Annotated in this window: 22 protein-coding genes; 11 read left to right on the forward strand and 11 right to left on the reverse strand. The window is 54.4% G+C overall.

The features are described 5' to 3' along the window. Positions 1 to 8: 8 nt before the first annotated feature. Positions 9 to 800: a DUF2950 family protein gene (locus tag PUZ33_RS10870; protein WP_058681545.1), complete on the forward strand. Its 792-nt coding sequence runs from the start codon at positions 9 to 11 to the stop codon at positions 798 to 800. 52 nt (positions 801 to 852) lie between these two features. Here the strand turns inward: PUZ33_RS10870 and lpdA are convergent, their stop codons facing one another. The 4 genes from lpdA to pdhR form a co-directional block, all read right to left on the reverse strand. Next, positions 853 to 2,277, reverse strand: a complete 1,425-nt coding sequence (lpdA, locus tag PUZ33_RS10875; RefSeq protein WP_014830669.1) for a dihydrolipoyl dehydrogenase — start codon at positions 2,275 to 2,277, stop codon at positions 853 to 855. Positions 2,278 to 2,474: 197 nt separating this feature from the next. Continuing rightward, positions 2,475 to 4,367, reverse strand: coding sequence for a pyruvate dehydrogenase complex dihydrolipoyllysine-residue acetyltransferase (gene aceF / locus PUZ33_RS10880; RefSeq protein WP_023620930.1), 1,893 nt, complete (start codon positions 4,365 to 4,367; stop codon positions 2,475 to 2,477). 14 nt (positions 4,368 to 4,381) lie between these two features. Beyond that, positions 4,382 to 7,045: a pyruvate dehydrogenase (acetyl-transferring), homodimeric type gene (gene aceE / locus PUZ33_RS10885; RefSeq protein ID WP_013095597.1), complete on the reverse strand. Its 2,664-nt coding sequence runs from the start codon at positions 7,043 to 7,045 to the stop codon at positions 4,382 to 4,384. 123 nt (positions 7,046 to 7,168) lie between these two features. Continuing rightward, positions 7,169 to 7,933, reverse strand: coding sequence for a pyruvate dehydrogenase complex transcriptional repressor PdhR (gene pdhR / locus PUZ33_RS10890; RefSeq protein ID WP_013095596.1), 765 nt, complete (start codon positions 7,931 to 7,933; stop codon positions 7,169 to 7,171). Positions 7,934 to 8,470: 537 nt separating this feature from the next. Between pdhR and aroP the strand changes: the two genes are divergently transcribed. The 3 genes from aroP (at position 8,471) to PUZ33_RS10905 (ending at position 12,363) form a co-directional block, all read left to right on the forward strand. Further along, on the forward strand, positions 8,471 to 9,841 hold the full coding sequence (aroP, locus tag PUZ33_RS10895) for an aromatic amino acid transporter AroP (protein ID WP_013095594.1): 1,371 nt from the start codon (positions 8,471 to 8,473) through the stop codon (positions 9,839 to 9,841). Between the two features lie 166 nt (positions 9,842 to 10,007). After that, a complete protein-coding gene (locus tag PUZ33_RS10900) occupies positions 10,008 to 11,420 on the forward strand; it encodes a glycoside-pentoside-hexuronide (GPH):cation symporter (protein WP_058681544.1) in 1,413 nt (470 codons plus the stop codon). Continuing rightward, positions 11,413 to 12,363 carry a glycoside hydrolase family 43 protein gene (locus PUZ33_RS10905; RefSeq protein ID WP_058681543.1) on the forward strand — a complete coding sequence of 317 codons (951 nt, stop codon included), beginning with the start codon at positions 11,413 to 11,415 and terminating at the stop codon, positions 12,361 to 12,363. The genes PUZ33_RS10900 and PUZ33_RS10905 overlap by 8 nt, the downstream gene beginning before the upstream one ends. 18 nt (positions 12,364 to 12,381) lie before the next feature. Here PUZ33_RS10905 and ampE read toward each other — a convergent pair whose 3' ends face one another. Further along, entirely contained in the window at positions 12,382 to 13,236 is an 855-nt protein-coding gene (ampE, locus tag PUZ33_RS10910; RefSeq protein ID WP_020688508.1) for a beta-lactamase regulator AmpE, read from the reverse strand. Positions 13,237 to 13,245: 9 nt separating this feature from the next. After that, positions 13,246 to 13,797, reverse strand: coding sequence for a 1,6-anhydro-N-acetylmuramyl-L-alanine amidase AmpD (gene ampD, locus PUZ33_RS10915; protein ID WP_047352025.1), 552 nt, complete (start codon positions 13,795 to 13,797; stop codon positions 13,246 to 13,248). A gap of 87 nt (positions 13,798 to 13,884) precedes the next feature. Here ampD and nadC point away from each other — a divergent pair, with 87 nt between their 5' ends. From nadC to hofC, 4 genes are all read left to right on the forward strand, one after another. Further along, a complete protein-coding gene (gene nadC, locus PUZ33_RS10920; protein ID WP_058681542.1) occupies positions 13,885 to 14,778 on the forward strand; it encodes a carboxylating nicotinate-nucleotide diphosphorylase in 894 nt (297 codons plus the stop codon). A gap of 175 nt (positions 14,779 to 14,953) precedes the next feature. Beyond that, entirely contained in the window at positions 14,954 to 15,391 is a 438-nt protein-coding gene (gene ppdD, locus PUZ33_RS10925; RefSeq protein WP_023620000.1) for a prepilin peptidase-dependent pilin, read from the forward strand. Positions 15,392 to 15,403: 12 nt separating this feature from the next. After that, entirely contained in the window at positions 15,404 to 16,786 is a 1,383-nt protein-coding gene (gene gspE / locus PUZ33_RS10930) for a type II secretion system protein GspE (protein WP_058681541.1), read from the forward strand. Then, positions 16,776 to 17,960: a protein transport protein HofC gene (hofC, locus tag PUZ33_RS10935; RefSeq protein ID WP_058681540.1), complete on the forward strand. Its 1,185-nt coding sequence runs from the start codon at positions 16,776 to 16,778 to the stop codon at positions 17,958 to 17,960. Before gspE ends, hofC begins: the two co-directional genes overlap by 11 nt. Before the next feature lie 32 nt (positions 17,961 to 17,992). Here the strand turns inward: hofC and PUZ33_RS10940 are convergent, their stop codons facing one another. Then, positions 17,993 to 19,036, reverse strand: a complete 1,044-nt coding sequence (locus PUZ33_RS10940; RefSeq protein ID WP_023620004.1) for a GMP reductase — start codon at positions 19,034 to 19,036, stop codon at positions 17,993 to 17,995. A 228-nt stretch (positions 19,037 to 19,264) separates the two neighbouring features. Between PUZ33_RS10940 and coaE the strand changes: the two genes are divergently transcribed. From coaE to yacG, 3 genes are read left to right on the forward strand one after another with little or no spacing between them, the layout of a single operon-like run. After that, positions 19,265 to 19,885, forward strand: coding sequence for a dephospho-CoA kinase (coaE, locus tag PUZ33_RS10945; RefSeq protein ID WP_058681539.1), 621 nt, complete (start codon positions 19,265 to 19,267; stop codon positions 19,883 to 19,885). Further along, positions 19,885 to 20,628 carry a cell division protein ZapD gene (gene zapD / locus PUZ33_RS10950; protein WP_013095583.1) on the forward strand — a complete coding sequence of 248 codons (744 nt, stop codon included), beginning with the start codon at positions 19,885 to 19,887 and terminating at the stop codon, positions 20,626 to 20,628. Before coaE ends, zapD begins: the two co-directional genes overlap by 1 nt. A 9-nt stretch (positions 20,629 to 20,637) precedes the next feature. Further along, complete coding sequence (gene yacG / locus PUZ33_RS10955) at positions 20,638 to 20,832, forward strand: DNA gyrase inhibitor YacG (RefSeq protein WP_003856332.1); 195 nt, start codon at positions 20,638 to 20,640, stop codon at positions 20,830 to 20,832. Positions 20,833 to 20,866: 34 nt separating this feature from the next. On the opposite strand, the gene mutT is transcribed toward yacG, so the two are convergent. The 4 genes from mutT to lpxC all read right to left on the reverse strand — a co-directional run bounded on the left by mutT (position 20,867) and on the right by lpxC (position 25,782). After that, positions 20,867 to 21,259 carry an 8-oxo-dGTP diphosphatase MutT gene (gene mutT / locus PUZ33_RS10960; protein ID WP_013095582.1) on the reverse strand — a complete coding sequence of 131 codons (393 nt, stop codon included), beginning with the start codon at positions 21,257 to 21,259 and terminating at the stop codon, positions 20,867 to 20,869. 56 nt (positions 21,260 to 21,315) lie between these two features. Beyond that, positions 21,316 to 24,021: a preprotein translocase subunit SecA gene (gene secA / locus PUZ33_RS10965; protein WP_013095581.1), complete on the reverse strand. Its 2,706-nt coding sequence runs from the start codon at positions 24,019 to 24,021 to the stop codon at positions 21,316 to 21,318. A gap of 59 nt (positions 24,022 to 24,080) precedes the next feature. Continuing rightward, entirely contained in the window at positions 24,081 to 24,584 is a 504-nt protein-coding gene (gene secM / locus PUZ33_RS10970; RefSeq protein ID WP_029882703.1) for a secA translation cis-regulator SecM, read from the reverse strand. Between the two features lie 280 nt (positions 24,585 to 24,864). After that, complete coding sequence (gene lpxC / locus PUZ33_RS10975; RefSeq protein ID WP_013095578.1) at positions 24,865 to 25,782, reverse strand: UDP-3-O-acyl-N-acetylglucosamine deacetylase; 918 nt, start codon at positions 25,780 to 25,782, stop codon at positions 24,865 to 24,867. Positions 25,783 to 25,796: the final 14 nt, after the last annotated feature.

Raw genomic sequence — 25,796 nt, forward strand, 5'->3', positions numbered from 1 at the left:
GAGCCAACATGAAAAAGAATCTTGTCTGTGGAATGGTGTTGTTCATGATGTCCACCGCTGCGATGGCACAGCAATCCTTCAGCACGCCCGTTCAGGCGACCGATGCGCTGGCGCATGCCATCAGTGAGCAGAATGAAACGGCAATGAACAATCTGCTTGGAGAGAACTGGCGCGATTTTCTGCCGCCTGAAGGGGTCGATCCTGATGCCGTCGATCGTTTCCTGCGCGACTGGAAGGTGCGGCACAACACGGTTATCGACGGTAATACGGCGCATCTGGTCGTCGGAAATAACGACTGGCAGTTGCCCATCCCGGTTGTCAAAACCGCTGCCGGATGGCAATTCGATATCAAGGAGGGCGCCGAGGAGATCCTGACCCGCGAGATCGGGCGTAACGAGCTTGCCGCCATCGAAGCATTACATGCCTATGTGGATGCCCAGCAGAGCTATTTCGCCATGAATCAAAAATACGCGCAGAAAATTGTCAGCTCTGAAGGGAAAAAAGATGGTCTCTACTGGCCCGTTTCGCCGGGTGAAGCCCCCAGCCCGCTGGGGCCGGCCTTCAGCCCCAAAGAGCCCGGTGCAGGCTATCACGGCTATCGGTTCCGTATCCTGCCTTATGAGAAAGGCTTTGCGATGGTGGCATGGCCCGTCAGCTATGGCCAGACAGGCGTCATGAGCTTTGTCATAAACCAGGATGACAAAGTGTACCAGGCCGATCTCGGCAATGACTCTGAGCAGAAAGCCCAGGCGTTAACCGCCTATAACCCGGATAAAACCTGGCAGCCTGTGGCTCCCTGAATCCAGCACATAAAAAAAGCGGCCACAGGCCGCTTTTTTTGTCTGAAGAAACTTATTTCTTCTTCGCTTTCGCGTTTGGCAGGTCGGTGATGCTACCTTCAAACACTTCTGCCGCCAGGCCCACGGACTCGTGCAGAGTTGGGTGAGCGTGGATGGTCAGCGCGATGTCTTCCGCGTCGCAACCCATTTCGATCGCCAGACCGATTTCACCCAGCAGCTCGCCGCCGTTGGTACCGACAATCGCACCACCGATAACGCGGTGAGTCTCTTTGTCGAAGATCAGTTTGGTCATACCGTCTGCGCAATCGGAAGCGATAGCACGGCCAGAAGCAGCCCACGGGAAGGTGGCGGTTTCGTAGCTGATGCCTTTCTCTTTCGCTTCTTTCTCGGTCAGACCGACCCATGCCACTTCTGGCTCGGTGTACGCGATAGATGGGATCACTTTCGGATCGAAGTAGTGTTTCATGCCGGCGATAACTTCAGCGGCAACGTGACCTTCGTGAACACCTTTGTGCGCCAGCATTGGCTGACCGACGATATCGCCGATAGCAAAGATGTGCGGCACGTTAGTGCGCAGCTGTTTGTCAACGCGGATGAAGCCACGGTCGTCCACTTCCACGCCAGCTTTGCCCGCGTCGAGGTTCTTACCGTTCGGCACACGGCCGATCGCCACCAGCACGGCGTCGTAACGCTGTGGTTCGGATGGCGCTTTTTTACCTTCCATGGAAACGTAAATACCGTCTTCTTTCGCTTCAACGGCAGTCACTTTGGTTTCCAGCATCAGGTTGAATTTCTTGCTGATACGCTTGGTGAAGACTTTAACGATGTCTTTATCCGCAGCCGGGATAACCTGGTCGAACATTTCAACCACGTCAATGTCTGAACCCAGTGCATGGTACACGGTACCCATTTCCAGACCGATGATACCGCCGCCCATAACCAGCAGACGTTTTGGAACGGTTTTCAGTTCCAGGGCATCGGTGGAATCCCACACGCGTGGATCTTCATGTGGAATGAATGGCAGTTCGATTGGACGAGAGCCCGCCGCGATGATCGCGTTGTCGAAGTTGATTACGGTTTTGCCGTTTTCGCCTTCCACTTCAAGGGTGTTCGCGCCGGTGAATTTACCCAGACCGTTAACCACTTTCACTTTACGGCCTTTCGCCATGCCAGCCAGACCACCGGTCAGCTGAGTGATAACTTTCTCTTTCCAGGTACGGATTTTATCGATATCGGTTTTCGGCTCGCCGAAGACGATACCGTGTTCAGCCAGCGCTTTGGCTTCTTCGATAACTTTCGCTACGTGCAGCAGCGCTTTAGAAGGGATACAACCTACGTTCAGACAAACACCACCAAGGGTGTTGTAACGTTCTACGATGACGGTTTCCAGACCTAAATCAGCGCAACGGAAGGCTGCAGAGTAACCTGCGGGACCTGCCCCAAGTACCACGACCTGAGTTTTGATTTCAGTACTCATCATGACCTCTTATTGATTTCCGGCGGTCCAGGTACTTGTCGCCCTTCATCCACCGGGACGTTCTATCCGCCCGCAGTTTACAAAATTGTTAACAATTTTGAAACAACAAACGGCTCACGAATTGTCGCTTTCGCCAATAACCTCACAAACCACATGAGATTAACAGAAAAAAGCCGGCCGACTGGCCGGCTTTTCACTTACATCACCAGGCGGCGAATGTCGCTCAGCATGTTGTTGATGATGGTGATGAAACGCGCACCATCAGCACCGTCGATCACGCGGTGGTCGAAGGACAGAGAGATTGGCATCATCAGACGCGGCACGAACTCTTTGCCATTCCACACCGGCTCCATCGCGGACTTGGACACACCGAGAATAGCCACTTCCGGCGCGTTAACAATCGGTGCGAAGTGGGTAGTACCTAGGCCGCCGATGCTGGAGATAGTGAAGCAGCCGCCCTGCATTTCGCCGGCAGTCAGCTTACCATCACGCGCTTTTTTGGAGATGGTGGTCAGTTCACGGGACAGCTCAGTGATGCTCTTCTTGTTCACGTCTTTGAAGACCGGAACAACCAGACCATTTGGCGTATCAACCGCAACACCGATGTTGATGTATTTCTTCAGCGTCAGCTTCTGGCCATCTTCGGACAGGGAGCTGTTGAAGCGTGGCATCTGCTCCAGGGCAGCGGCAACGGCTTTCATGATGAAGACCACTGGGGTGAATTTCACGTCCAGTTTACGCTTCTCAGCTTCGGCGTTCTGCTGTTTACGGAACGCTTCCAGATCGGTGATATCGGTTTTGTCGAAGTGCGTAACGTGCGGGATCATGACCCAGTTACGGCTCAGGTTAGCACCAGAGATTTTCTGGATGCGGCCCAGTTCCACTTCTTCAATTTCACCGAACTTGCTGAAGTCCACTTTCGGCCATGGCAGCATGCCAGGGATACCGCCGCCTGCGGCTGCAGCTGGTGCAGCTTCAGCGCGTTTCACCGCGTCTTTCACATAAGCCTGAACGTCTTCGCGCAGGATACGACCTTTACGGCCAGTCCCTTTCACTTTCGCCAGGTTCACGCCGAATTCGCGCGCCAGGCGACGAATCAGCGGGGTCGCGTGGACGTAAGCGTCGTTTTCAGCGAACTCAGATTTGCTTTCCGCTTTTGCAGCAGGTGCCGCTGGTTTAGCAGCCTGAGCCGGTGCAGCAGCCGGTGCTGGAGCAGCCGCGGCAGCCGGAGCGGCTGCAGGCGCAGCGCCTTCCACTTCGAAGACCATGATCAGAGAGCCGGTAGAGACTTTGTCGCCGGTGCTGATTTTGATCTCTTTAACGGTACCCGCGAACGGCGCAGGCACTTCCATAGAGGCTTTGTCGCCTTCAACGGTGATCAGTGACTGTTCAGCGGCAACTTTGTCGCCCACTTTCACCATCACTTCGGTCACTTCGACTTCGTCACCGCCGATGTCAGGAACGTTAACGTCTTTCACACCGCCTGCTGCTGGTGCAGCCGCTGGAGCCGGAGCAGCAGCCTGAGCTGGCGCAGCGGCAGGTGCAGCACCCGCCACTTCGAAGATCATGATCAGAGAGCCGGTAGACACTTTGTCACCGGTGTTGATCTTGATCTCTTTAACGGTGCCCGCGAACGGCGCCGGCACTTCCATAGACGCTTTATCGCCTTCTACGGTGATCAGAGACTGCTCAGCCGCAACGGTATCGCCCACTTTCACCAGGATTTCAGTGACTTCAACTTCGTCACCGCCGATGTCAGGCACGTTAACTTCTTTCGCTGCCGCGGCAGCTGCTGGAGCAGCGGCGGCCGGAGCTTCTTTCTTCTCTTCCTGCGCAGGTGCAGCAGCTGCTGCACCGTCGGCGGAATCGAAAATCATGATCAGTTTGCCAGTCTCGGTTTTATCGCCAACAGAGACTTTGATCTCTTTAACGATGCCAGCCTGAGGAGACGGGACTTCCATAGAGGCTTTGTCGCCTTCTACGGTGATCAGCGACTGTTCAGCTTCAACTTTGTCGCCTACTTTGACCAGGATTTCGGTGATTTCAACTTCATCAGCCCCGATGTCCGGTACATTGATTTCGATAGCCATTATTCTTTTACCTCTTACGCCAGACGCGGGTTAACTTTTTCTGCATCGATGTTGAATTTGGTAATTGCGTCCGCAACCACTTTCTTATCGATTTCGCCACGTTTAGCCAGTTCGCCCAGTGCTGCTACAACCACGTAAGAAGCATCAACTTCGAAGTGGTGACGCAGGTTTTCGCGGCTGTCAGAACGACCGAAGCCGTCAGTACCCAGTACGCGATAATCATCAGCTGGAACGTAAGTACGAACCTGCTCAGCGAACAGTTTCATATAGTCAGTAGACGCCACCGCTGGCGCGTCGTTCATCACCTGAGCGATGTACGGAACGCGTGGGGTTTCCATTGGGTGCAGCATGTTCCAGCGCTCACAATCCTGACCATCACGCGCCAGTTCAGTGAAGGAGGTCACGCTGTACACGTCGGAACCCACACCGTAGTCTTTCGCCAGGATCTGCGCTGCTTCACGAACGTGACGCAGAATAGAACCAGAGCCCAGCAGCTGAACTTTACCTTTGCTACCTTCGATGGTTTCGAGTTTGTAGATACCTTTACGGATACCTTCCTCGGCACCTGCTGGCATTGCCGGCATGTGGTAGTTTTCGTTCAGGGTGGTGATGTAGTAGTAAATGTTCTCTTGCGCTTCGCCGTACATGCGCTGCAGACCGTCATGCATGATGACTGCCACTTCGTACGCGTAAGACGGGTCGTAAGAGATACAGTTAGGGATAGTCAGAGACTGAATGTGGCTGTGGCCATCTTCGTGCTGCAGACCTTCACCGTTCAGGGTCGTACGACCGGAAGTACCACCAATCAGGAAGCCGCGAGCCTGCTGGTCGCCTGCCTGCCAGCACAGGTCACCGATACGCTGGAACCCGAACATGGAGTAGTAAATGTAGAACGGGATCATCGGCAGGTTGTTGGTGCTGTAGGAGGTCGCAGCAGCCAGCCAGGATGCGCCTGCGCCCAGCTCGTTGATACCTTCCTGCAGGATCTGACCTTTCTCGTCTTCTTTGTAGTATGCAACCTGCTCACGGTCCTGCGGGGTGTACTGCTGGCCGTTCGGGCTGTAGATACCGATCTGACGGAACAGACCTTCCATACCGAAAGTACGCGCTTCGTCAGCGATGATTGGCACCAGACGATCTTTGATCGACTTGTTCTTCAGCATCACGTTCAGGGCACGAACGAAAGCGATAGTGGTGGAGATCTCTTTGTTCTGCTCTTCCAGCAGCTGAGAGAAGTCTTCCAGCGCTGGCAGTTCCAGTTTCTCGGTGAAGTTAGGCTGACGAGCTGGCAGGTAGCCTTTCAGCGCCTGACGACGTTCGTGCAGGTACTTGTACTCTTCAGAACCTTCCGGGAAGGTGATGTAAGACAGGTTTTCTACCTGCTCATCGGTCACTGGCACGTTGAAGCGGTCGCGAATATAGCGCACGCCGTCCATGTTCATTTTCTTAACCTGGTGAGCGATGTTTTTACCTTCTGCGGTATCACCCATGCCGTAACCTTTGATGGTGTGGGCCAGGATTACAGTCGCTTTACCTTTGGTTTCGCGCGCTTTTTTCAGTGCTGCGTAGATTTTCTTCGGATCGTGACCACCACGGTTCAGCGCCCAGATCTGCTCGTCAGTCCAGTCTGCAACCAGTGCGGCGGTTTCAGGATATTTGCCGAAGAAGTGCTCACGAACGTAGGCACCGTCTTTGGATTTGAAGGTCTGGTAGTCACCGTCAACGGTTTCGTTCATCAGCTGGATCAGTTTACCGCTGGTGTCTTTACGCAGCAGTTCGTCCCAACGGGAACCCCACATTACTTTGATAACGTTCCAGCCAGCACCTGCGAAGATGCCTTCCAGTTCGTTGATGATCTTACCGTTACCGGTTACCGGACCATCCAGACGCTGCAGGTTACAGTTGATGATGAAGCACAGGTTGTCCAGCTTCTCACGGGTAGCGATGGTGATCGCACCTTTAGATTCTGGCTCATCCATCTCACCGTCGCCCAGGAAGGCGTAAACGGTTTGCTCAGAGGTATCTTTCAGACCGCGGTGTTCCAGGTACTTCAGGAATTTCGCCTGATAGATTGCACCAATTGGGCCCAGACCCATGGATACGGTCGGGAACTGCCAGAATTCAGGCATCAGTTTAGGGTGCGGGTAAGAAGACAGACCTTTACCGTGAACTTCCTGACGGAAGTTGTTCATCTGCTCTTCAGTCAGACGACCTTCCAGGAATGCACGTGCATAGATGCCCGGAGAGATGTGGCCCTGGAAGTACACCAGGTCGCCGCCGTCTTTCTCGTTAGCAGCACGGAAGAAGTGGTTGAAGCACACTTCGTAAACGGTCGCAGAGGACTGGAAGGACGCCATGTGGCCACCCAGCTCCAGATCTTTCTTGGACGCACGCAGAACGGTCATGATGGCGTTCCAGCGGATGGCAGAACGGATACGGCGTTCCAGATCCAGATTGCCCGGGTATTCCGGTTCGTCTTCAACGGCAATCGTGTTTACGTAGTTGCTAGCCCCTGCACCTGAAGCAACCTTCACGCCGCCTTTGCGGGCTTCAGAAAGCAGCTGATCAATCAGATACTGAGCGCGCTCAACACCTTCTTCACGGATGACCGATTCGATCGCCTGTAGCCAGTCGCGAGTTTCAATCGGATCCACGTCATTTTGGAGACGTTCTGACATGGGGGTATTCCTTATCTATCTAATACGTTGATTTGTCTGGAACCTGTCCCATTGTATTTTCGTCAGAAAACACAATAAGACAGGTTCTGCGTTTAGTTGCCGCGCTCTAAAAGTACCTGGCGCTTAATCCTTTCGTTGCTGTATGCGGCGTAATGAACGTTCGCGACGCGATTGTTCTCGGCTGCGGTCCAGCAAGATTTCCTCAATGAAAGCCAGATGTCGGTGCGACGCTTCGCGCGCCTGCTCCGGTTCCCCGGCCATTATCGCCTCGAATACTCGGGTGCGATGGTTGCTTACCAGCGGGAGCATGTCCCGACGGGCATACAACAATTCAAAATTTTGACGAACGTTCTGGGCCAGCATCGGCTCCATGCAGCGTAGCAGATGGAGGAGCACTACGTTGTGTGCCGCTTCGGTGACGGCAATCTGATACTGGACGACGGCATTGGACTCGGCGTCTAAGTCGCCGGACTGCTGTGCCCGTTCAATGGCCTGATGCAGTTCGCGGATACGCACGCGATCTTCATCAGTGCTGCGAAGGGCGGCGTAATAGGCCGCGATACCTTCAAGCGCGTGACGGGTCTCAAGCAGATCAAACTGGGATTCTGGGTGGTCAGAGAGAAGTTCTACCAGCGGATCGCTGAAGCTCTGCCACAGGCTGTTTTGAACAAAGGTTCCGCCGCCCTGGCGACGAAGCAGCAAGCCCTTTGCTTCGAGGCGTTGAATCGCCTCACGCAGAGAGGGGCGGGATACGTCGAACTGTTTAGCCAGCTCGCGTTCTGGCGGAAGTTTCTCACCCGGGCGCAGTGTCCCCTCGAGGATTAAAAACTCCAGCTGCTGCTCAATCACATCGGATAGTTTTGGTTGGCGAATTTTGCTGTAGGCCATATTCCCTGTCTTACGCCTTTTTGCCCGGAGTCAATTGGTCTTACCAATTTCAAGTTCGTATCGCTAAAGTAACAAAGTATTCACCTTCTGTCCATATTGGTTTTGATTGAAATCAGTAAACCCTGCACATTTTAACAACCTTACAGAAATAACGTTTCAGAAATGTAACTTTGCACAAATGAGCTGATTACTACCAAAGAGGGAGTTTTAACCATAATGAAACGAGGGTTTTTGCAATCTGAAGCGATTCAACAACGCAAAAAATGAAAATTCGCCCGCTTTTAAGGCATTTCTATTCTATAGGTTGGGGTAGTAAGAATTAACGGTGCGATTTACAAATGCTTTCTTTTTATTCAACTCGTCATCAGCCCTTCATAAAGCAGGTGCATTCACAGGCGCTTACCACTATTCTTGCGCTTACGGAAGACATCTCCGCTTTTTTCGGTCTTATTAACCGTAAAGAAATAAATACAGAAAACGGATATTCATAATTACACACGCACAGCGTGAACATAACAACCACACACGAGGTTTCAAATGGAAGCTCAACAGCACGGCGATCAGCTAAAGCGCGGCCTTAAAAACCGCCATATACAGCTCATCGCATTGGGTGGTGCTATCGGCACTGGCCTGTTTCTGGGAAGCGCATCCGTCATCCAGTCGGCCGGTCCAGGCATTATTTTGGGTTACGCTATCGCAGGTTTTATTGCGTTTTTGATCATGCGCCAGTTAGGTGAAATGGTCGTTGAAGAGCCGGTTGCAGGCTCGTTCAGTCACTTTGCCTACAAATACTGGGGCAGTTTTGCCGGTTTCGCTTCCGGCTGGAACTACTGGGTGCTTTACGTTCTGGTGGCCATGGCAGAACTGACCGCCGTGGGGAAATACATTCAGTTCTGGTATCCCGAGATCCCAACCTGGGTTTCTGCGGCAGCGTTCTTCGTCATTATCAACGCCATCAACCTGACCAACGTAAAAGTGTTCGGTGAGATGGAGTTCTGGTTTGCCATCATCAAAGTCATTGCCGTGGTGGCGATGATTATCTTTGGCGGCTGGCTGCTGTTCAGCGGCAACGGTGGCCCACAGGCCACGGTGCGTAACCTCTGGGAGCAAGGTGGATTCCTGCCTCACGGGATGACCGGTCTGGTGATGATGATGGCCATTATTATGTTTTCCTTCGGGGGGCTGGAGCTGGTGGGGATCACCGCCGCTGAAGCCGACAACCCGGAGCAAAGCATCCCGAAAGCGACGAATCAGGTTATCTACCGAATTCTGATCTTCTATGTGGGTTCACTGGCCGTTCTGCTCTCGCTGCTGCCGTGGACACGCGTCACGGCCGACACCAGCCCGTTCGTCCTTATCTTCCACGAACTGGGCGATACCTTCGTGGCGAATGCGCTCAATATCGTCGTGCTGACGGCGGCGCTTTCCGTCTACAACAGCTGCGTGTACTGCAACAGCCGCATGCTGTTCGGCCTTGCGCAGCAGGGTAACGCACCAAAAGCCCTGCTGAACGTCGATAAGCGCGGCGTGCCGGTCAATACCATCATTGTTTCGGCTATCGTGACGGCGCTTTGCGTGCTGATTAACTACATGGCCCCCGAATCGGCGTTTGGCCTGCTGATGGCCCTGGTGGTCTCGGCTCTGGTGATTAACTGGGCGATGATCAGCCTGGCGCACATCAAGTTCCGCCGCGCTAAACAGCAGCAGGGCGTAACCACCCGCTTCCCTGCCCTGCTCTATCCGCTGGGTAACTGGGTTTGCCTGCTATTTATGGCGGGCGTGCTGGTGATTATGCTACTCACCCCAGGCATGGCAATTTCCGTTTACCTGATCCCGGTCTGGATTGCGATCCTCGGCGTGGGGTATCTGGTAAAACAGAAAAACGGTAAAACCGTAAAAGCACATTAATAGCCCTTCAGCTCAGCACTCGTTTCGCGGGTGCTGAGCGTTTGTTACCTTCCTCACAAATTCACCTCGTCAGCCGCTTTATCCATATCACCGCCCTGATACTGCAACGCATATATCGATTAGCCAGCAAATAATTCTCTCCATACCGTCACCCGGAGAGCAGTCAATGGATAACAATAAACTGTCAGTAAAAGAGAAGATCGGCTATGGGATGGGCGATGCAGGATGCAATATCATCTTCGGCGCCATCATGTTGTTTGTTAATTATTTTTATACCGATATTTTCGGTCTGGCACCTGCACTGGTCGGCGTGTTGCTGCTGTCCGTGCGCGTCATTGATGCCGTTACGGACCCGATCATGGGGGCCATCGCGGACCGTACCCGCAGTAAATATGGGCGGTTTCGTCCATGGCTTTTGTGGATTGCGTTCCCCTATGCGCTATTCAGTATCCTGATGTTCACCACGCCAGACTGGAGCTATAACAGCAAAGTTATCTATGCCTTTGTGACCTACTTCCTGCTCTCGTTAACCTATACGGCCATCAACATTCCCTACTGCTCGTTGGGCGGCGTGATCACCAATGACCCAAAAGAGCGCGTGGCCTGCCAGTCCTATCGCTTTGTGATGGTGGGTATTGCCACGCTTTTACTGTCGCTCACGCTCCTGCCGATGGCGGACTGGTTTGGTGGCGATAACAAAGCCAAAGGCTACCAGATGGCGATGACCGTGCTGGCGCTGATTGGTACCTGTATGTTCCTGTTCTGCTTCGCCACCGTGCGCGAGCGCGTACGTCCGGCGGTGCAGACCCATGATGAGCTGAAAAACGATCTGAAGGACGTATGGAAAAACGACCAGTGGGTACGCATTCTGCTGCTGACCCTCTGCAACGTCTGCCCGGGCTTTATCCGCATGGCGGCCACCATGTATTACGTCACCTGGGTAATGGGCCAGAGCACTCACTTTGCCACCCTGTTTATCAGCCTGGGCGTGGTGGGAATGATGCTCGGCAGTATGCTGGCGAAAGTGCTGACCGACCGCTGGTGTAAACTGAAAGTGTTCTTCTGGACCAACATCGTGCTGGCGCTTTTCTCCTGCGCGTTCTATTTCTTCGACCCGAAAGCGACCGTCACCATCGTGGTGCTCTACTTCCTGCTTAACATTCTTCACCAGATCCCGTCGCCACTGCACTGGTCGCTGATGGCTGATGTGGACGACTATGGCGAATGGAAAACCGGTAAACGCATCACCGGGATCAGCTTCTCGGGCAATATCTTCTTCCTCAAGCTGGGGCTGGCGATTGCCGGCGCGATGGTGGGCTTCCTGCTCTCCTGGTATGGCTACGACGCCGGCGCGAAAGCACAAAGCGCGGATGCTATTAACGGGATCGTCCTGCTGTTTACGGTGATCCCGGGCGTAGGTTATTTGATCACTGCCGGCGTAGTGCGACTGCTGAAAGTGGATCGGGAAACCATGAAACAGATCCAGCTCGACCTGGAGAAACGCCGCGCCAACTACAGCGAACTGAACGCCTGGCAGGAAACGAGAGTCGAAACAAAAGAAGGAACGCCGCATGCATAACTGGCCTAACCCGTTTATTGAACAACGCGCCGACCCGTACATTCTGCGCCATGAAGGGCAATATTATTTTATCGCCTCCGTGCCGCAATACGACAGGCTGGCGATCCGCCGGGCAGCGTCGCTGGAAGGGCTGCGCAGTGCCGACGAGGTGGTCGTATGGCGCAAACCGCAGACCGGCCCAATGAGCCAGCTTATCTGGGCACCGGAACTGCATCATATCGACGGTAAGTGGTACATCTATTTTGCCGCCGCGCACACCCAGGCGCTGGATGGTCTGGGCATGTTCCAGCACCGCATGTTTGTGCTGGAGTGTGCCGACCGCGACCCGCTAACCGGCACGTGGACTGAAAAAGGCCAGGTAAAAACGCCGTTCGACACCTTTGCGCTGGACGCGACCACGTTCGTGCATCAGGGGAAACGCTGGTATCTGTGGGCGCAAAAAGCCCCGGATATCTCCGGCAACTCCAATCTCTATTTATGTGAAATGGAGAACCCGTGGACGCTGAAAGGCGAGCCGGTGATGCTCAGTAAACCGGAATATGACTGGGAGTGCCGGGGCTTCTGGGTCAACGAAGGCCCGGCGGTGCTGTTCCACGGCGACAAGTTGTTTATCAGCTATTCCGCCAGCGCGACCGACGAGAACTACTGCATGGGACTGCTGTGGACAGAGATCAATGCCGATCCGCAAAATCCTGCCAACTGGCACAAGGCCTCGCGCCCGGTCTTCGTCACCAGCTACGAAAACCGCCAGTATGGGCCAGGCCATAACAGCTTTACACAAACGCCGGAAGGAGAAGATGTGCTGGTGTATCACGCGCGAAATTACACCGAAATTGAAGGCGATCCGCTTTATGACCCCAATCGTCATACCCGCCTGAAGCTCGTCCGCTGGCACGAAAACGGGATGCCAGATTTTGGCATCCCGCCTGCAGATACGCCTTAACCGCTACGGCACGCGGGTTCAGACCAGCGTGCCGTAAATGGTTAGCAACGCTACGATAACGACCACCACAAACGACGTTTTCTTCGCCATCGAGACCGCCGCTTTAGGCGTTTCTATCTTGTCGGTATGCGGCTCACGCGCCAGAGAGAACTGCGCCAGGCGTGTCAGCACCTGGTACTGCGAGGTATGACGGTCGCCAAGCGACGCGAACCACGCCGGGAGCGCTTTTTCGCCGTGGCCAATAAGCGCGTAGACCACACCCACCAGACGAACCGGAAGCCAGTCGAGCACGTGCAGGATCGCATCAATGCCGGAGAGCAAACGTTCATGCGGGGTGAGATAGCGGGCAAGCCAGGTCTGCCAGGCGCGCAGGAACGCATATCCCATCAGCAGTACCGGCCCCCACGGGCCCCCCACCACAAACCAGAACAGCGGCGCCAGGTAGTAGCGGAAGTTAATCCACAGCAGCGCGTTTTGCAGTTCACGCAGGAACTCGCGTTCATCGCAATCCGGCGGCACGCCGTGGATCATCGTCAGCTCGCTGGCCATGGCGCTACGTGCATGCGCATCATCACGGGAAGCGGCTTTCAGATAAGCGTGATAGTGCATACGCACTTTGCCTGCGCCAATGCACAGCACGCCGAGCAGGATCCACACCACCAGTAGCGGCACGTTGAAAAAGAGGCCGTATAACGAGCGCAGCAGCAAGAACGTAATCACCATCACGCCCGCGGTCATCAGCAGCGTACGCAGCATGGAAAAATGGTTAATCCGGCGGAAAAGCACCTCCAGCCGGTGATCCAGATGCCAGTGCTCACCGAGTTTGAACAAGCGTTCTGCGATGATGACCAGCAGCATGGTAAACAACGTCATGTTATCTCCTTATTCTGACGACGCGGTAAGCATGGCGCGAAACCGGGGCCAGTCAAATGCAGGGCCAGGATCGGTTTTTCGCGCCGGGGCGATATCACAGTGTCCCGTCATGTTCTCTGCAATCGCAGGGTAAAGCCTGATAAGCGTTTGGGTGATATCCACCAACCGCTGGTACTGTGCATCGGTATAAGGGGTGGTGTCCGTGCCTTCCAGTTCAATCCCAATAGAGAAGTCATTGCAACGCTCGCGCCCCTGATACATCGAGACACCCGCATGCCAGGCGCGCTTATCAAAAGGAACATACTGAACCACTTCGCCATCGCGACGGATCAGGCAGTGCGCCGATACGCGCAGATGCGCAATCTCAGCAAAGAAAGGATGGGCATCGGGATCTATCGTTCCCGTGAATAACGCATCGATCCACGGACCGCCAAACTCACCCGGCGGGAGACTAATGTTATGAACCACCAGCAGTGTGGGCTTTTCATCCTCCGGGCGGCCATCGTGGTGCGGCGAGGGTACACGCCGCGCATCCACCAGCCATCCGTCTTCTAACAACATGCTGGAACTCCTTATGTATGGTGCTGTTACTCGGTTCAGAGTAGCATGTTTCAATATTATGATTCGTTACCAATTTGGAGTTTTATCATGCCGTCTCGCCGCTACAACCCCGACCACCGACGTGAAGCGCTTCTGGAACGTATTAATATGGATATTCCGGCAAGCGTTGCCCATGCTTTGAAAGAAGATCTGGGCGGTGACGTCAGCGCGGACAACGATATTACCGCACAATTATTGCCGAAAGAGACACGCTCACACGCCGTGATCATCACCCGTGAAGATGGCGTGTTTTGCGGCAAGCGCTGGGTTGAAGAGGTCTTTACTCAACTGGCCGGCGATGAGGTGCAAATCACCTGGCATGTTGAAGACGGTGACGCCATTACCGCAAACCAGCCGCTGTTTGAGCTTGAAGGCCCGTCCCGCGTGCTGCTGACCGGTGAACGTACCGCGCTTAACTTTGTGCAGACCCTGTCAGGGGTGGCAAGTGAAGTGCGTCGTTACGTTGACCTGCTGGCCGGTACCCATACGCAACTGCTGGACACCCGTAAAACGCTGCCAGGTCTGCGCACGGCATTAAAGTACGCGGTGCTTTGTGGCGGGGGAGCCAACCACCGTCTGGGGTTGTCCGACGCCTTCCTGATTAAAGAGAACCACATTATTGCCTCTGGCTCCGTGCGTCAGGCGGTGGAGAAAGCCTTCTGGCTGCACCCGGATGTGCCGGTTGAAGTGGAAGTTGAAAACCTCGAAGAGCTGGAGCAGGCCATCAAGGCCGGTGCCGATATCATCATGCTCGATAACTTTGAAACAGCACAGATGCGCGAGGCGGTGAAGCTCACCAACGGCCAGGCACAGCTCGAAGTTTCAGGGAACGTCACCTTCGAAACGATCCGTGAATTCGCCGAAACCGGTGTGGACTACATTTCTGTCGGGGCGCTGACCAAGCACGTTCGCGCCCTCGATCTCTCCATGCGCTTCAAATAACGTCGTTTCCCCTCTCTGCTGGAGAGGGGAAATTTCAGCCCTCCTCGCAATCTCTCTGTTCTTCTCTGCAAGTACGCGCAAATTCCCTGAACGCCGCTTCACGTTCTATTTTTTGCCCCTCGTCTGCTTTTTTCCCCGCTGTCAGAGTAGCGCCACTTAACCCTGAGGAGCAGATATGAACAGACAACAAGGCTTCACGCTCATTGAGCTGATGGTGGTAATCGGCATTATTGCCATCCTGAGCGCCATTGGTATTCCCGCCTACCAGAACTACCTGCGAAAAGCGGCCCTGACCGACATGCTACAAACGTTCGTGCCCTATCGCACGGCGATTGAGCTTTGTGCCCTGGAACATGGCGGCGTAACGAGCTGCGACGGCGGCAGTAACGGTATCCCTTCTCCAACAACAACACGCTATGTCTCGGGAATGAGCGTGACGCAGGGCGTCGTGTCGTTAACCGGGCAGGAGAGCCTTAACGGACTTGAGGTGGTGGTGACGCCGCAATGGAGTAGTGGCAACGGTATGACGGGCTGGAAACGTAGCTGCAATATCAGCAATGACGGTGCGCTCAAAGAGGCCTGCGAAGATGTTTTCCGTTTCGACAGTAACTGACAGGAGCGGATAATGAATTCAGATCAACTCGTCACCCTGTGCCAGCGCCACCATGCTTTGCTGCTGACCAGCGACGCCGACATGATTAGCATCGCCGTCGTGGGAAATCCCGCCGCTGAAATGATGGAAGCGCTGCGTTTCGCCACGCAAAAACGTATTGATATTGAATGCTGGACAGCGGAGCGCATGGAAAAACACCGGCAGTTAACCGCGCAATCACACCTCCCGGTTGTTTTAACGCCGCATAACACGGTGGATATTCTCAACCACACCCTGCAGCAGGCGATCAACCAGCGCGCATCTGACATTCATATCGAACCGATGGGGGATATCTGTCAGGTCCGCTTGCGTATTGACGGTGTGCTTTGTCCGCTGCCTCCGCTTTCTGCAGCGGTGGCAAATACCCTCACCGCTCGCTTAAAAGTGCTGGGCCAACTGGATATTGCGGAGCGCCGTTTACCGCAGGATGGTCAATTTACGATTGAACTGGCAAGCGAGCCGGTCTCTTTTCGCATCGCCACGCTTCCCTGCAGCGGCGGAGAGAAAATTGTGCTGCGCCTGCTGCATCAGGTTCATCAGGCGCTGGAACCCGAAAAACTGGGAATGAGTGCGAAACAGCTGGCCCGCTTTAACGAGATCCTTCATCAACCGCAGGGGCTGATTTTGGTCACGGGCCCCACTGGCAGCGGAAAAACGGTCACGCTCTATAGCGCATTGCAGGCGCGTAATACCCCTGACGTTAACATCTGCAGCGTGGAAGATCCGATCGAGATCCCGCTTGCGGGGCTGAACCAAACGCAGATTAATCCCCGTGCGGGCTTAACCTTTCAGAGCGTTCTGCGGGCGCTCCTGCGCCAGGATCCGGACATCATTATGGTAGGCGAAATCCGCGATAGTGAAACGGCAGAGATCGCCATTAACGCCGCACAGACCGGGCATCTGGTGCTGTCGACACTGCACACCAACTCCACGACGGAAACCGTCATTCGCCTGCAGCAGATGGGGGTCGCACGCTGGATGATCTCCTCTGCACTTTCGCTGGTGATTGCCCAGCGACTGGTGCGTCGTCTGTGTCCTCACTGTCGGCAGGAAGCCAACAGCCGCGCAGAATTACCGCGCACCGTATGGCCCCGGCCGCTTCCTCGCTGGCAACCTGGCGGCTGCGATCGCTGCTATCACGGCTTTTATGGCCGCGTCGCCATTTTTGAAGTCCTCGCCATCGACACCACGCTCCGGCAGGCCATCGCCAGTGGCGCCTCGATAGAGGTCATCGAAGCCAGCGCCCGTCAGGCGGGAATGACATCGTTATTTGAGCAGGGTTGTCTGGCCGTTGAGCAAGGACTCACCACGCTCGAAGAGTTGCTGCGCGTGCTGGGAATGCCCAATGAGTGTTAATCATCTCTGGCGCTGGCGGGCGCTATCCAGTGAAGGCGAATCTCTGTGTGGGGTGCTGTGGGCGCCAGATCGCGAAACGGCCTTCGTCAGGCTGATGCGTAAAGAGTTACACCCACTTTCGCTCACCCGATGCTCGCTGACGCACCGCTGGCGACCCCAGCATTGCTATGAGATGTTTCGCCAGCTTGCCACGCTGTTGCAGGCTGGCCTGACGTTATCGCAAAGTCTGCAAATGCTGGCCGAGCAGCATCCTGTCAAACACTGGCAGGCGCTGCTGGAAAACATGAATGATGATCTGAGCGAGGGATGCGCCTTTTCAGAGGCGCTGAAGCGATGGCCTGCGGTATTTAGCCCGCTGTATGTCTCGATGGTAAAAACAGGGGAGCTAACGGGAAAGCTGGAAACGTGCTGCCGCCAGCTCGCTCAGCAGCAACAATCCCAGCAGCAACTCACGGCAAAAGTGAAGAAGGCGTTGCGCTATCCGACGATCATCCTGGCGCTGGCCGTTCTGGTCGTTCTGGCCATGGTCACCCTGGTCTTGCCGGAGTTCGCGGCCATCTACAAAACGTTTAATACTCCCCTGCCGCTGCTGACACAGATGGTCATGGGCCTGTCGGCGTTTATCCAGACATACGCCATCGCCCTGTTCGTGCTGTTGCTTATTCCCGTGACCATCGCCTGGGCGCTGCGACAGGATCCGCGCTGGCAACGTATCCTGATGCATATTCCCGTGACGGGAAGGCTGGCTAGAGGGCAAAAACTGGGGCAGATCTTTACCGTACTGTCACTCACCCAGCAGGCGGGCATCCCCTTTTTACAGGGATTACAGAGCGCAGAAGAAACTGTTGATAGCCGGTACTGGCAAGGCATATTGCGCAGCGTTCGTGGGGACATTGAACAAGGCTTTACCGTCTGGTCTTCATTTCAGAAAGCGGCCGTCTTTACCCCGCTGTGCATTCAACTCATACGCACCGGAGAGGTCTCTGGGTCACTCGATATTATGCTGGAAAACCTTGCCCGCCATCATACGGAGCAAACCTTTCAACTGGCAGATAATCTGGCCGCGCTTCTGGAGCCAGTGCTTCTGATTGTGACGGGGGTGATTATCGGTACGCTGGTGGTGGCGATGTATCAGCCCATTTTCCATCTCGGGGATGCAATGAGCGCGGGATAACGCTGGCGTACGGACATACGCCAGCGGAAACATTACAGGCTATTGAAAACGCGGTTTTCCTGCTCCTGAACGCGGATAAACGTCGTACGTTTTGTCAGCTCTTTCAGACGGGATGCCCCAACGTAGGTACATGCGGAACGCAGGCCGCCCAGGATGTCACGAGCCGTGTTTTCGACCGGGCCACGCAGGGGCAGCTTCACGGTTTTGCCTTCCGCAGCACGGTATTTTGCCACGCCACCTACGTGACGGGTCATTGCTGATTCTGAGCTCATGCCGTAGAACAGCATGAACTTCTCGCCGTTCTCTTCAACCACGGTACCGCCGCTCTCTTCATGACCCGCCAGCATGCCGCCAAGCATCACGAAATCCGCGCCGCCGCCAAAGGCTTTCGCGACATCACCCGGCATGGTGCAACCGCCGTCGCTGATGATCTGGCCGCCCAGACCGTGCGCGGCATCAGCACACTCAATCACCGCAGAAAGTTGCGGGTAACCCACACCGGTCTTCACACGCGTGGTACACACGGAACCCGGGCCAATGCCCACTTTTACGATGTCTGCACCGGAAAGGATCAGCTCTTCACACATTTCACCGGTTACCACGTTGCCCGCGATAATGGTTTTGCTGGGCCAGGCCTCACGCGCCTTGCTGACAAACTGCACGAAGTGCTCGGAGTAACCATTTGCCACATCAATACAGACAAAATTGAGCGCCGGGTTAGCGTTAAGAATCTGTTTGGTCTTCTCGAAATCGGCATCGGAGGTACCGGTGGAAACCATGACATGCTTCACCACATCGTCCGATGCAGAGGCGATAAAGGCATTCCACTCTTCCGGGCTGTAGTGCTTATGCACAGCGGTAAGGATATCGAATTTCGCCAGCGCGGTCGCCATCTCGAAGGTTCCCACCGTATCCATATTGGCTGCGATGATCGGCACGCCAGACCAGGTCTGACCGGAATGTTTAAAGGTGAATTGACGTTCGAGTTCAACGTCTGAGCGACTTTTCAGTGTAGAGCGTTTAGGGCGGATAAGAACGTCTTTGAAACCTAACTTCAGATCTTCTTCGATACGCATGTGCGGATTCCTGGGGTTAGAGGCAAATATGTTAAAAGCACAACTCCAGTGACGTTATCATACGCACTAATACCTGCTCCGCAAGACTGCGAAATTCTCTTTTTTTACGCTACAATCCTATAAATTTACCTGGTAAAAAGCCGGTAAAGAGAGCCAAACAGTGGCTGGCGCACGTTTGAATTTTAACCAACTGATTTTAATAATGAATAATTCCCAGGATTTGATTTAATGGGGTATATCGTCGCATTAACCGGCGGCATCGGTAGCGGGAAAAGTACCGTTGCGGACGCATTTTCTCGTCTGGGTATCACCATAATCGATGCCGATATCATTGCCCGTCAGGTGGTAGAGCCAGATACACCCGCACTAAACGCCATTAAGGCACATTTTGGTCAGGCAATTATCAACGCGGATGGCACGCTAAATCGCCGCAAGCTTCGTGAGTGCATTTTTTCTGATTCTTCAGAAAAGGCCTGGCTTAATGCTCTGCTCCACCCCATGATCCACCAGGAAACCCAGCGTCAGATTGCCGCAGCCCGCTCGCCGTATGTTCTGTGGGTGGTTCCGCTGCTGGTAGAGAATCAACTGCACAATAAAGCCGACCGGGTACTGGTCATTGATGTCTCACCCGAAACGCAAATCCAGCGCACCGTGGCGCGCGACCATGTCTCGCGCGAACAGGCTGAACAAATTCTTGCCGCTCAGGCCACGCGCGCTCAGCGCCTTGCCGTTGCGGATGATGTTATTGATAATAACGGCGCACCAGATGCCATTGCATCGGATGTTGCCCGCCTGCACGCGCAGTATCTGACGTATGCCGCGCAGGCCGTTGCACAGGAAAAACCATAATGTCGACCCACATCCTTTTTGAGCATCCGCTCAACGAAAAAATGCGTACCTGGCTGCGTATCGAATTTCTGATTCAACAACTCTCACAACATTTGCCCATCAACGATCATGCGACGGCGCTGCACTTCTTCCGCAATGTGGGCGATCTTCTGGATGTAATTGAACGAGGCGACGTTCGCACCGAGCTACTGAAAGAGCTGGAGCGCCAGCAGCGTAAATTACAGGCCTGGGCCGAAGTACCGGGCGTTGACCAGAGCCGCATTGATTCACTCCGTCAACAGCTTAAAAACAGCAGCAGTACGCTGATGGCCGCTCCCCGCGTTGGGCAGTTTTTGCGTGAAGACCGCTTAATCGGGCTGGTGCGCCAGCGCCTGAGTATCCCGGGCGGCTGCTGCAGCTTTGACCTGCCGACACTGCATATGTGGCTGCATATGCCGCAGGTCCAGCGTGATGCACAGGTGAAAAGTTGGCTGGACAGCCTGGAGCCAATGCATCAGACGTTATCCCTGATCCTCGATCTCATCCGTAACTCGGCGCCATTCCGCAAGCAAACCAGCCTGAACGGTTTCTACCAGGACAACGGTGATGATGCGGATCTGCTGCGTCTGAACCTCTCTTTAGGTGAACAGCTTTACCCGCAAATCTCCGGGCATAAGAGTCGTTTTGCGATTCGCTTTATGCCGCTGGATAGTGAAAATGGCACCGTGCCGGAACGCCTCGATTTTGAACTGGCCTGTTGTTAAGGAGTGCCTATGTCTGATGTAACCACCGTAAACTGCCCAACCTGTGGCAAAACTGTTGTCTGGGGAGAGGTGAGTCCGTTTCGCCCATTCTGCTGTAAGCGCTGTCAGTTAATTGACCTGGGCGAATGGGCGGCGGAAGAGAAACGCATTCCAAGTGAAGGCGATCTCTCGGACAGCGATGACTGGAGCGAGAACCAGCAGTAGAGTTCAAAGCCTGCTGGCGCTTCGCTTAGCAGGCCTACAGGTTGCCCGTTAGCCGGGATATAACGGGCGCATTTGCCGGAGGAAATTTTTCGGCATCACTCGCGTGAAGCGAAACCCAGCCACCCGGTTGACCCTCTTTCCCCCAGGGTTCCCCCTCCCAGCTTTCCACAAGCCAGAACCACAGCGTGATGTGACGATCCGGAAACTGGTATTCCAGCTTATCAAACAGCGTTGCGCCAATCGGAGTAATGCCGACCTCTTCCTGAAGCTCACGCACCAGCGCCTGCTCCGGCGTTTCACCGGACTCGATTTTCCCGCCAGGAAACTCCCACTTGTTTGCCATATGGGCGTCAGCGGCACGTTGCGTAATGAAGATTTGGTTTTGCGGGTTGCGAATAATCCCGACAGCAATTTGCAGTATTTTCATATTGTCACTTCCATAAAAAAGGCGCAGATTTCTGCGCCTTTTCGTTTTTTATGAACTTAGCTCAGACGGCCGTGGCACGCCTTATATTTTTTACCGGAACCGCATGGGCACGGATCGTTACGCCCCACTTTGCGATCGCCAGTTTGTGCGGCGATCGCCGCAGCGGCTTCGCTATCGTCAGTCTGGTGGCTGAGCTGCTGCATCTGTGCCAGACGCTCGGCTTCCTCACGACGCTGTTGCTCCATCGCTTCCACTTCTTCCGGCATACGCACCTGCACTTTGCTCAGGGTGCTGATAACTTCATATTTCAGCGACTCCAGCATGGAGGCAAACATCGAGAAGGATTCGCGCTTGTACTCCTGCTTAGGATCTTTCTGCGCATAGCCACGCAGGTGGATCCCCTGACGCAGGTAGTCCATCGCCGCCAGGTGCTCTTTCCACAGTGAGTCCAGCGTCTGCAGCATCACCCCTTTTTCGAAGTGACGCATCATCTCAGCGCCCACAACCTCTTCCTTACGCTTGTATACTTCCAGCGCGGTTTCGTAAATACGTTCGCGCAGGGTCTCTTCGTGCAGCTCAGGCTCTTTATCCAGCCACTCTTTGATTGGCAGGTCGAGGTCGAAGTCGTTTTTCAGGCGCTCCTGAAGGCCTTCGATATCCCACATCTCTTCCAGAGACTGAGGCGGAATGTGCGCATCGATAGTCGCTTTGAACACATCTTCACGAATGCTGTTGATGGTTTCGCTCACGTCGGATACGTCCAGCAGTTCGTTACGCTGGGTATAGATAGCACGACGCTGATCGTTGGCGACGTCATCATATTCCAGCAGCTGCTTACGAATATCGAAGTTGCGGCTTTCCACTTTACGCTGCGCGTTGGCAATCGCTTTGGTCACCCATGGGTGCTCAATGGCTTCACCTGGTTTCATCCCCAGCTTACGCATCATGCCGGAAACACGGTCAGAGGCGAAGATACGCATCAGCGCATCTTCCATCGACAGGTAGAAGCGGGAAGAACCGGCATCACCCTGACGACCTGCACGACCACGCAGCTGGTTATCGATACGACGTGATTCGTGACGCTCGGTACCAATGATGTGCAGACCACCAGATGCCAGAACCGCGTCATGACGCACCTGCCAGTCGGCTTTGATCTGCGCAATCTGTTCCGGCGTTGGGTTTTCCAGCTCAGCCACTTCGGCCTGCCAGCTACCGCCCAGCATAATATCGGTACCACGACCCGCCATGTTGGTGGCGATGGTCACGGCCGCCGGATAACCTGCCTGCGCAACGATATCTGCTTCTTTGGCGTGGAATTTGGCGTTCAGTACGTTGTGCTTGATACCCGCTTTGGTCAGCTCATTAGACACCACTTCGGATTTCTCGATGGAGATGGTCCCCACCAGAACCGGCTGGCCTTTAGCAGTACGCTCGCGAATATCTTCGATGATTGCCTGAATTTTTTCCGCTTCGGTCATGTAGACCAGGTCCGGCATGTCCTTACGGATCATTGGACGGTTGGTTGGAACGACAACGGTATCCAGTTTGTAGATGGAGCTGAATTCAAACGCTTCGGTATCTGCTGTACCGGTCATCCCTGCCAGCTTCTCGTACAGACGGAAGTAGTTCTGGAAGGTAATAGACGCCAGCGTCTGGTTTTCGTTTTGAATATCCACGCCTTCTTTGGCTTCAACGGCCTGGTGCAGACCGTCAGACCAGCGACGACCCTGCATGGTACGGCCGGTGTGCTCATCAACGATGATGACTTCGCCGTCTTTGACGATGTAGTCGACGTCGCGAGTGAACAGCGCATGGGCGCGCAGTGCGGCAGTCACGTGGTGCATCAGCATGATATTGCTCGGGGAGTAAAGAGACTCACCCTCTTCCATGATGCCTTCAGCCACTAACAGCTCTTCAATTTTAACCAGACCACGTTCGGTCAGATTCACCTGGCGCGCTTTTTCATCAACGGAGAAGTGGCCTTCACCCTGGAAGGTATCGGAGTCTTCTTTCTCCTGACGCAGCAGGTGTGGAATGATTTTGTCGACTTTACGGTACATATCAGAGCTGTCTTCGGCCGGGCCGGAGATGATCAGCGGGGTACGCGCTTCATCGATCAGAATGGAGTCCACCTCATCCACCAGCGCATAGTGCAATTTACGCTGCACACGTTCTTCAGGGCTGAACGCCATGTTGTCACGCAGGTAGTCGAAGCCGTATTCGTTGTTGGTACCGTAGGTGATATCGGCGTTATACGCTTCGCGCTTGGCTGGCGCAGGGAGACCGGACATGTTGATGCCGACGGTCATCCCCAGGAATTCGAACAATGGACGGTTATTTTCGGCGTCACGCTGTGCCAGATAGTCGTTGACGGTCACGACGTGCACGCCTTTACCGGTCAGTGCGTTCAGGTAGGCAGGCAGCGTCGCGGTCAGGGTTTTACCTTCACCGGTACGCATTTCCGCGATGCAGCGCTCGTTAAGCACCATACCGCCCAGCAGCTGCACGTCGAAGTGACGCATGCCGAATACACGTTTACTCGCTTCACGCACAACCGCGAAGGCTTCCGGGATCAGGCTTTCTAAGGTTTCGCCTTTTTCCAGGCGTGCGCGGAATTCTGCGGTTTTCGCTTTCAGCTCGTCATCAGACAGCTTCTCCATCGCCGGTTCCATACCGTTGATGACAGCGACAGCTTTGCGCATACGGCGCAGGGTACGATCGTTACGACTACCAAAAACTTTGGTTAATAATTTGATTAGCATAATAAATTCTCAAACGCCCCATAACGGGCAGATAAATTAAGGTATTGAAAACGGTTAATTTAACTGAGGCGCTGAGGCCCGGCGCGGATGCCGTGAACCTGGCTTATCCACGTCGAGACAGAGAATGTGGCGGGTGAAACAACGACGGATTGCGCTGTCTGCGGAACGCTAACAGCTGGCTGGCTGTCCTGCGTCAACAGCGCGTTGAGCGTATCCAGCAGCGCAAGGTGTTGCGCCTGAACCGGCAGCGTCTCTTCAGCAACCGGTATGGCCTGCGGCGCCATTGCAAATGACAGATGGCGAATAACCGTGCGGATGGCGTGCTGCTGCCAGTAATCTACCGAAAAGTTAGGACGGCGGCTGGCTTCAAGCCACGCAAGATTGGTGAAGTTAACGCGCGCGGTGAGATCGTGTTTGGTGGTTGACGTCTTTGCCGGTGTGGCAGCTTCAGCGCTGTTGCTGAGCGCAGGCAAGCCGAAACTCGCCGCGACCATCCCTAATAAGAGATGCGGCCAGAAGTAACGTCTGCCAAATTGTCGCCAGCGCGTCAGAATTCCGCTCACTTGCTCCACCACATAAGCCCGTCTTACACAGGCTGAGTTCAGTTATTCTTTTAAGCGCCCAGATATTACCACTAAAGCCAATACACAGCAGCAGGAATGACGTACTGCAGCGGGGAAAAACGGTCAAGAATGCAGCTAACGCACAGATTTTCTACGCTTGCTAAGCGAAAGGGGAAGCTGGGGCAAAATGAAGAAAGGTAAAAATAAAAACGACTGGTTTCCCTGGTCGGAGAGAGTACCAGGTTAACCAGTCGATTTTTTTACGAAACGGCTTGAACCGTTACGCCAGAACCAGGCCAGGGGCTTTGAAGGCCAGCGGCAGTTCAGCTTCGTCTTCGAAGGTCACATACTCCCAGGCTTCCTGTTTTGCCAGGACGGCCTGCAAGAGTTTGTTATTCAGCGCATGACCGGATTTGAACGCGGTAAATGCACCAATAATGTTGTGACCACACATGAACAAGTCGCCAATTGCATCAAGCATTTTGTGGCGAACGAATTCATCTTCGAAACGCAGACCGTCTTCGTTCAGTACGCGATAATCGTCAACAACGATGGCACAATCGAAGCTGCCGCCCAGGCACAGGCCGCGGGACTGCAGATATTCGATATCACGCATGAAGCCGAAAGTACGAGCACGGCTGATCTGGCGCATAAACGCATCAGCAGAGAAGTTCATCGCATAGCGCTGGGTACTGGCATCAATCGCCGGATGGTTAAAATCGATGGTGAAGTCCAACGAGAAACCATTGTACGGTTTGAATTCAGCCCACTTGTCGCCATCTTCGACGCGAACGGTCTCTTTGATGCGAACAAATTTCTTCGCGCAGTTCAGTTCTTCGATGCCGGCATCCAGCAACAGATAAACGAACGGAGCAGCACTACCATCCATGATCGGGATTTCTGGCGCATCGACTTCAACAATAATGTTGTCGATACCCAGACCCGCCAGGGCGGCGTTCAGGTGCTCTACGGTAGAAATCCGCACGTCATGCTCGTTCACCAGACAAGTACAGAGCATAGTATCACGCACAGATTTGGCATCGGCCGGAAAATCTACCGGTGGATTCAAGTCGGTGCGACGATAGATGACCCCGGTATTGGCCGGCGCAGGGCGTAACGTCAGGGTGACTTTCTTGCCGGTATGTAAACCGACACCCGTCGCCTGAACGATACGTTTAAGTGTCCTTTGTTTGATCATCGTATAATCTCGCC

Origin of the sequence: Enterobacter cloacae complex sp. 2022EL-00981, assembly GCF_028737495.1 — a bacterium.
Taxonomy (GTDB): Bacteria; Pseudomonadota; Gammaproteobacteria; order Enterobacterales; family Enterobacteriaceae; genus Enterobacter; species Enterobacter cloacae.

Bases quoted from the DNA above. Each gene is read 5' to 3' on its own strand.
- pdhR (WP_013095596.1), bottom strand. From the start codon at position 7,933: ATGGCCTACAGCAAAATTCGCCAACCAAAACTATCCGATGTGATTGAG.
- hofC (WP_058681540.1), top strand. From the start codon at position 16,776: ATGAGTGTTAATCATCTCTGGCGCTGGCGGGCGCTATCCAGTGAAGGC.
- secA (WP_013095581.1), bottom strand. From the start codon at position 24,021: ATGCTAATCAAATTATTAACCAAAGTTTTTGGTAGTCGTAACGATCGT.
- PUZ33_RS10940 (WP_023620004.1), bottom strand. From the start codon at position 19,036: ATGCGTATCGAAGAAGATCTGAAGTTAGGTTTCAAAGACGTTCTTATC.
- PUZ33_RS10905 (WP_058681543.1), top strand. From the start codon at position 11,413: ATGCATAACTGGCCTAACCCGTTTATTGAACAACGCGCCGACCCGTAC.
- lpxC (WP_013095578.1), bottom strand. From the start codon at position 25,782: ATGATCAAACAAAGGACACTTAAACGTATCGTTCAGGCGACGGGTGTC.
- aceF (WP_023620930.1), bottom strand. From the start codon at position 4,367: ATGGCTATCGAAATCAATGTACCGGACATCGGGGCTGATGAAGTTGAA.
- aceE (WP_013095597.1), bottom strand. From the start codon at position 7,045: ATGTCAGAACGTCTCCAAAATGACGTGGATCCGATTGAAACTCGCGAC.
- PUZ33_RS10870 (WP_058681545.1), top strand. From the start codon at position 9: ATGAAAAAGAATCTTGTCTGTGGAATGGTGTTGTTCATGATGTCCACC.
- gspE (WP_058681541.1), top strand. From the start codon at position 15,404: ATGAATTCAGATCAACTCGTCACCCTGTGCCAGCGCCACCATGCTTTG.
- aroP (WP_013095594.1), top strand. From the start codon at position 8,471: ATGGAAGCTCAACAGCACGGCGATCAGCTAAAGCGCGGCCTTAAAAAC.
- ampE (WP_020688508.1), bottom strand. From the start codon at position 13,236: ATGACGTTGTTTACCATGCTGCTGGTCATCATCGCAGAACGCTTGTTC.
- ppdD (WP_023620000.1), top strand. From the start codon at position 14,954: ATGAACAGACAACAAGGCTTCACGCTCATTGAGCTGATGGTGGTAATC.
- yacG (WP_003856332.1), top strand. From the start codon at position 20,638: ATGTCTGATGTAACCACCGTAAACTGCCCAACCTGTGGCAAAACTGTT.
- zapD (WP_013095583.1), top strand. From the start codon at position 19,885: ATGTCGACCCACATCCTTTTTGAGCATCCGCTCAACGAAAAAATGCGT.
- ampD (WP_047352025.1), bottom strand. From the start codon at position 13,797: ATGTTGTTAGAAGACGGATGGCTGGTGGATGCGCGGCGTGTACCCTCG.
- lpdA (WP_014830669.1), bottom strand. From the start codon at position 2,277: ATGAGTACTGAAATCAAAACTCAGGTCGTGGTACTTGGGGCAGGTCCC.
- mutT (WP_013095582.1), bottom strand. From the start codon at position 21,259: ATGAAAATACTGCAAATTGCTGTCGGGATTATTCGCAACCCGCAAAAC.
- PUZ33_RS10900 (WP_058681544.1), top strand. From the start codon at position 10,008: ATGGATAACAATAAACTGTCAGTAAAAGAGAAGATCGGCTATGGGATG.
- coaE (WP_058681539.1), top strand. From the start codon at position 19,265: ATGGGGTATATCGTCGCATTAACCGGCGGCATCGGTAGCGGGAAAAGT.
- nadC (WP_058681542.1), top strand. From the start codon at position 13,885: ATGCCGTCTCGCCGCTACAACCCCGACCACCGACGTGAAGCGCTTCTG.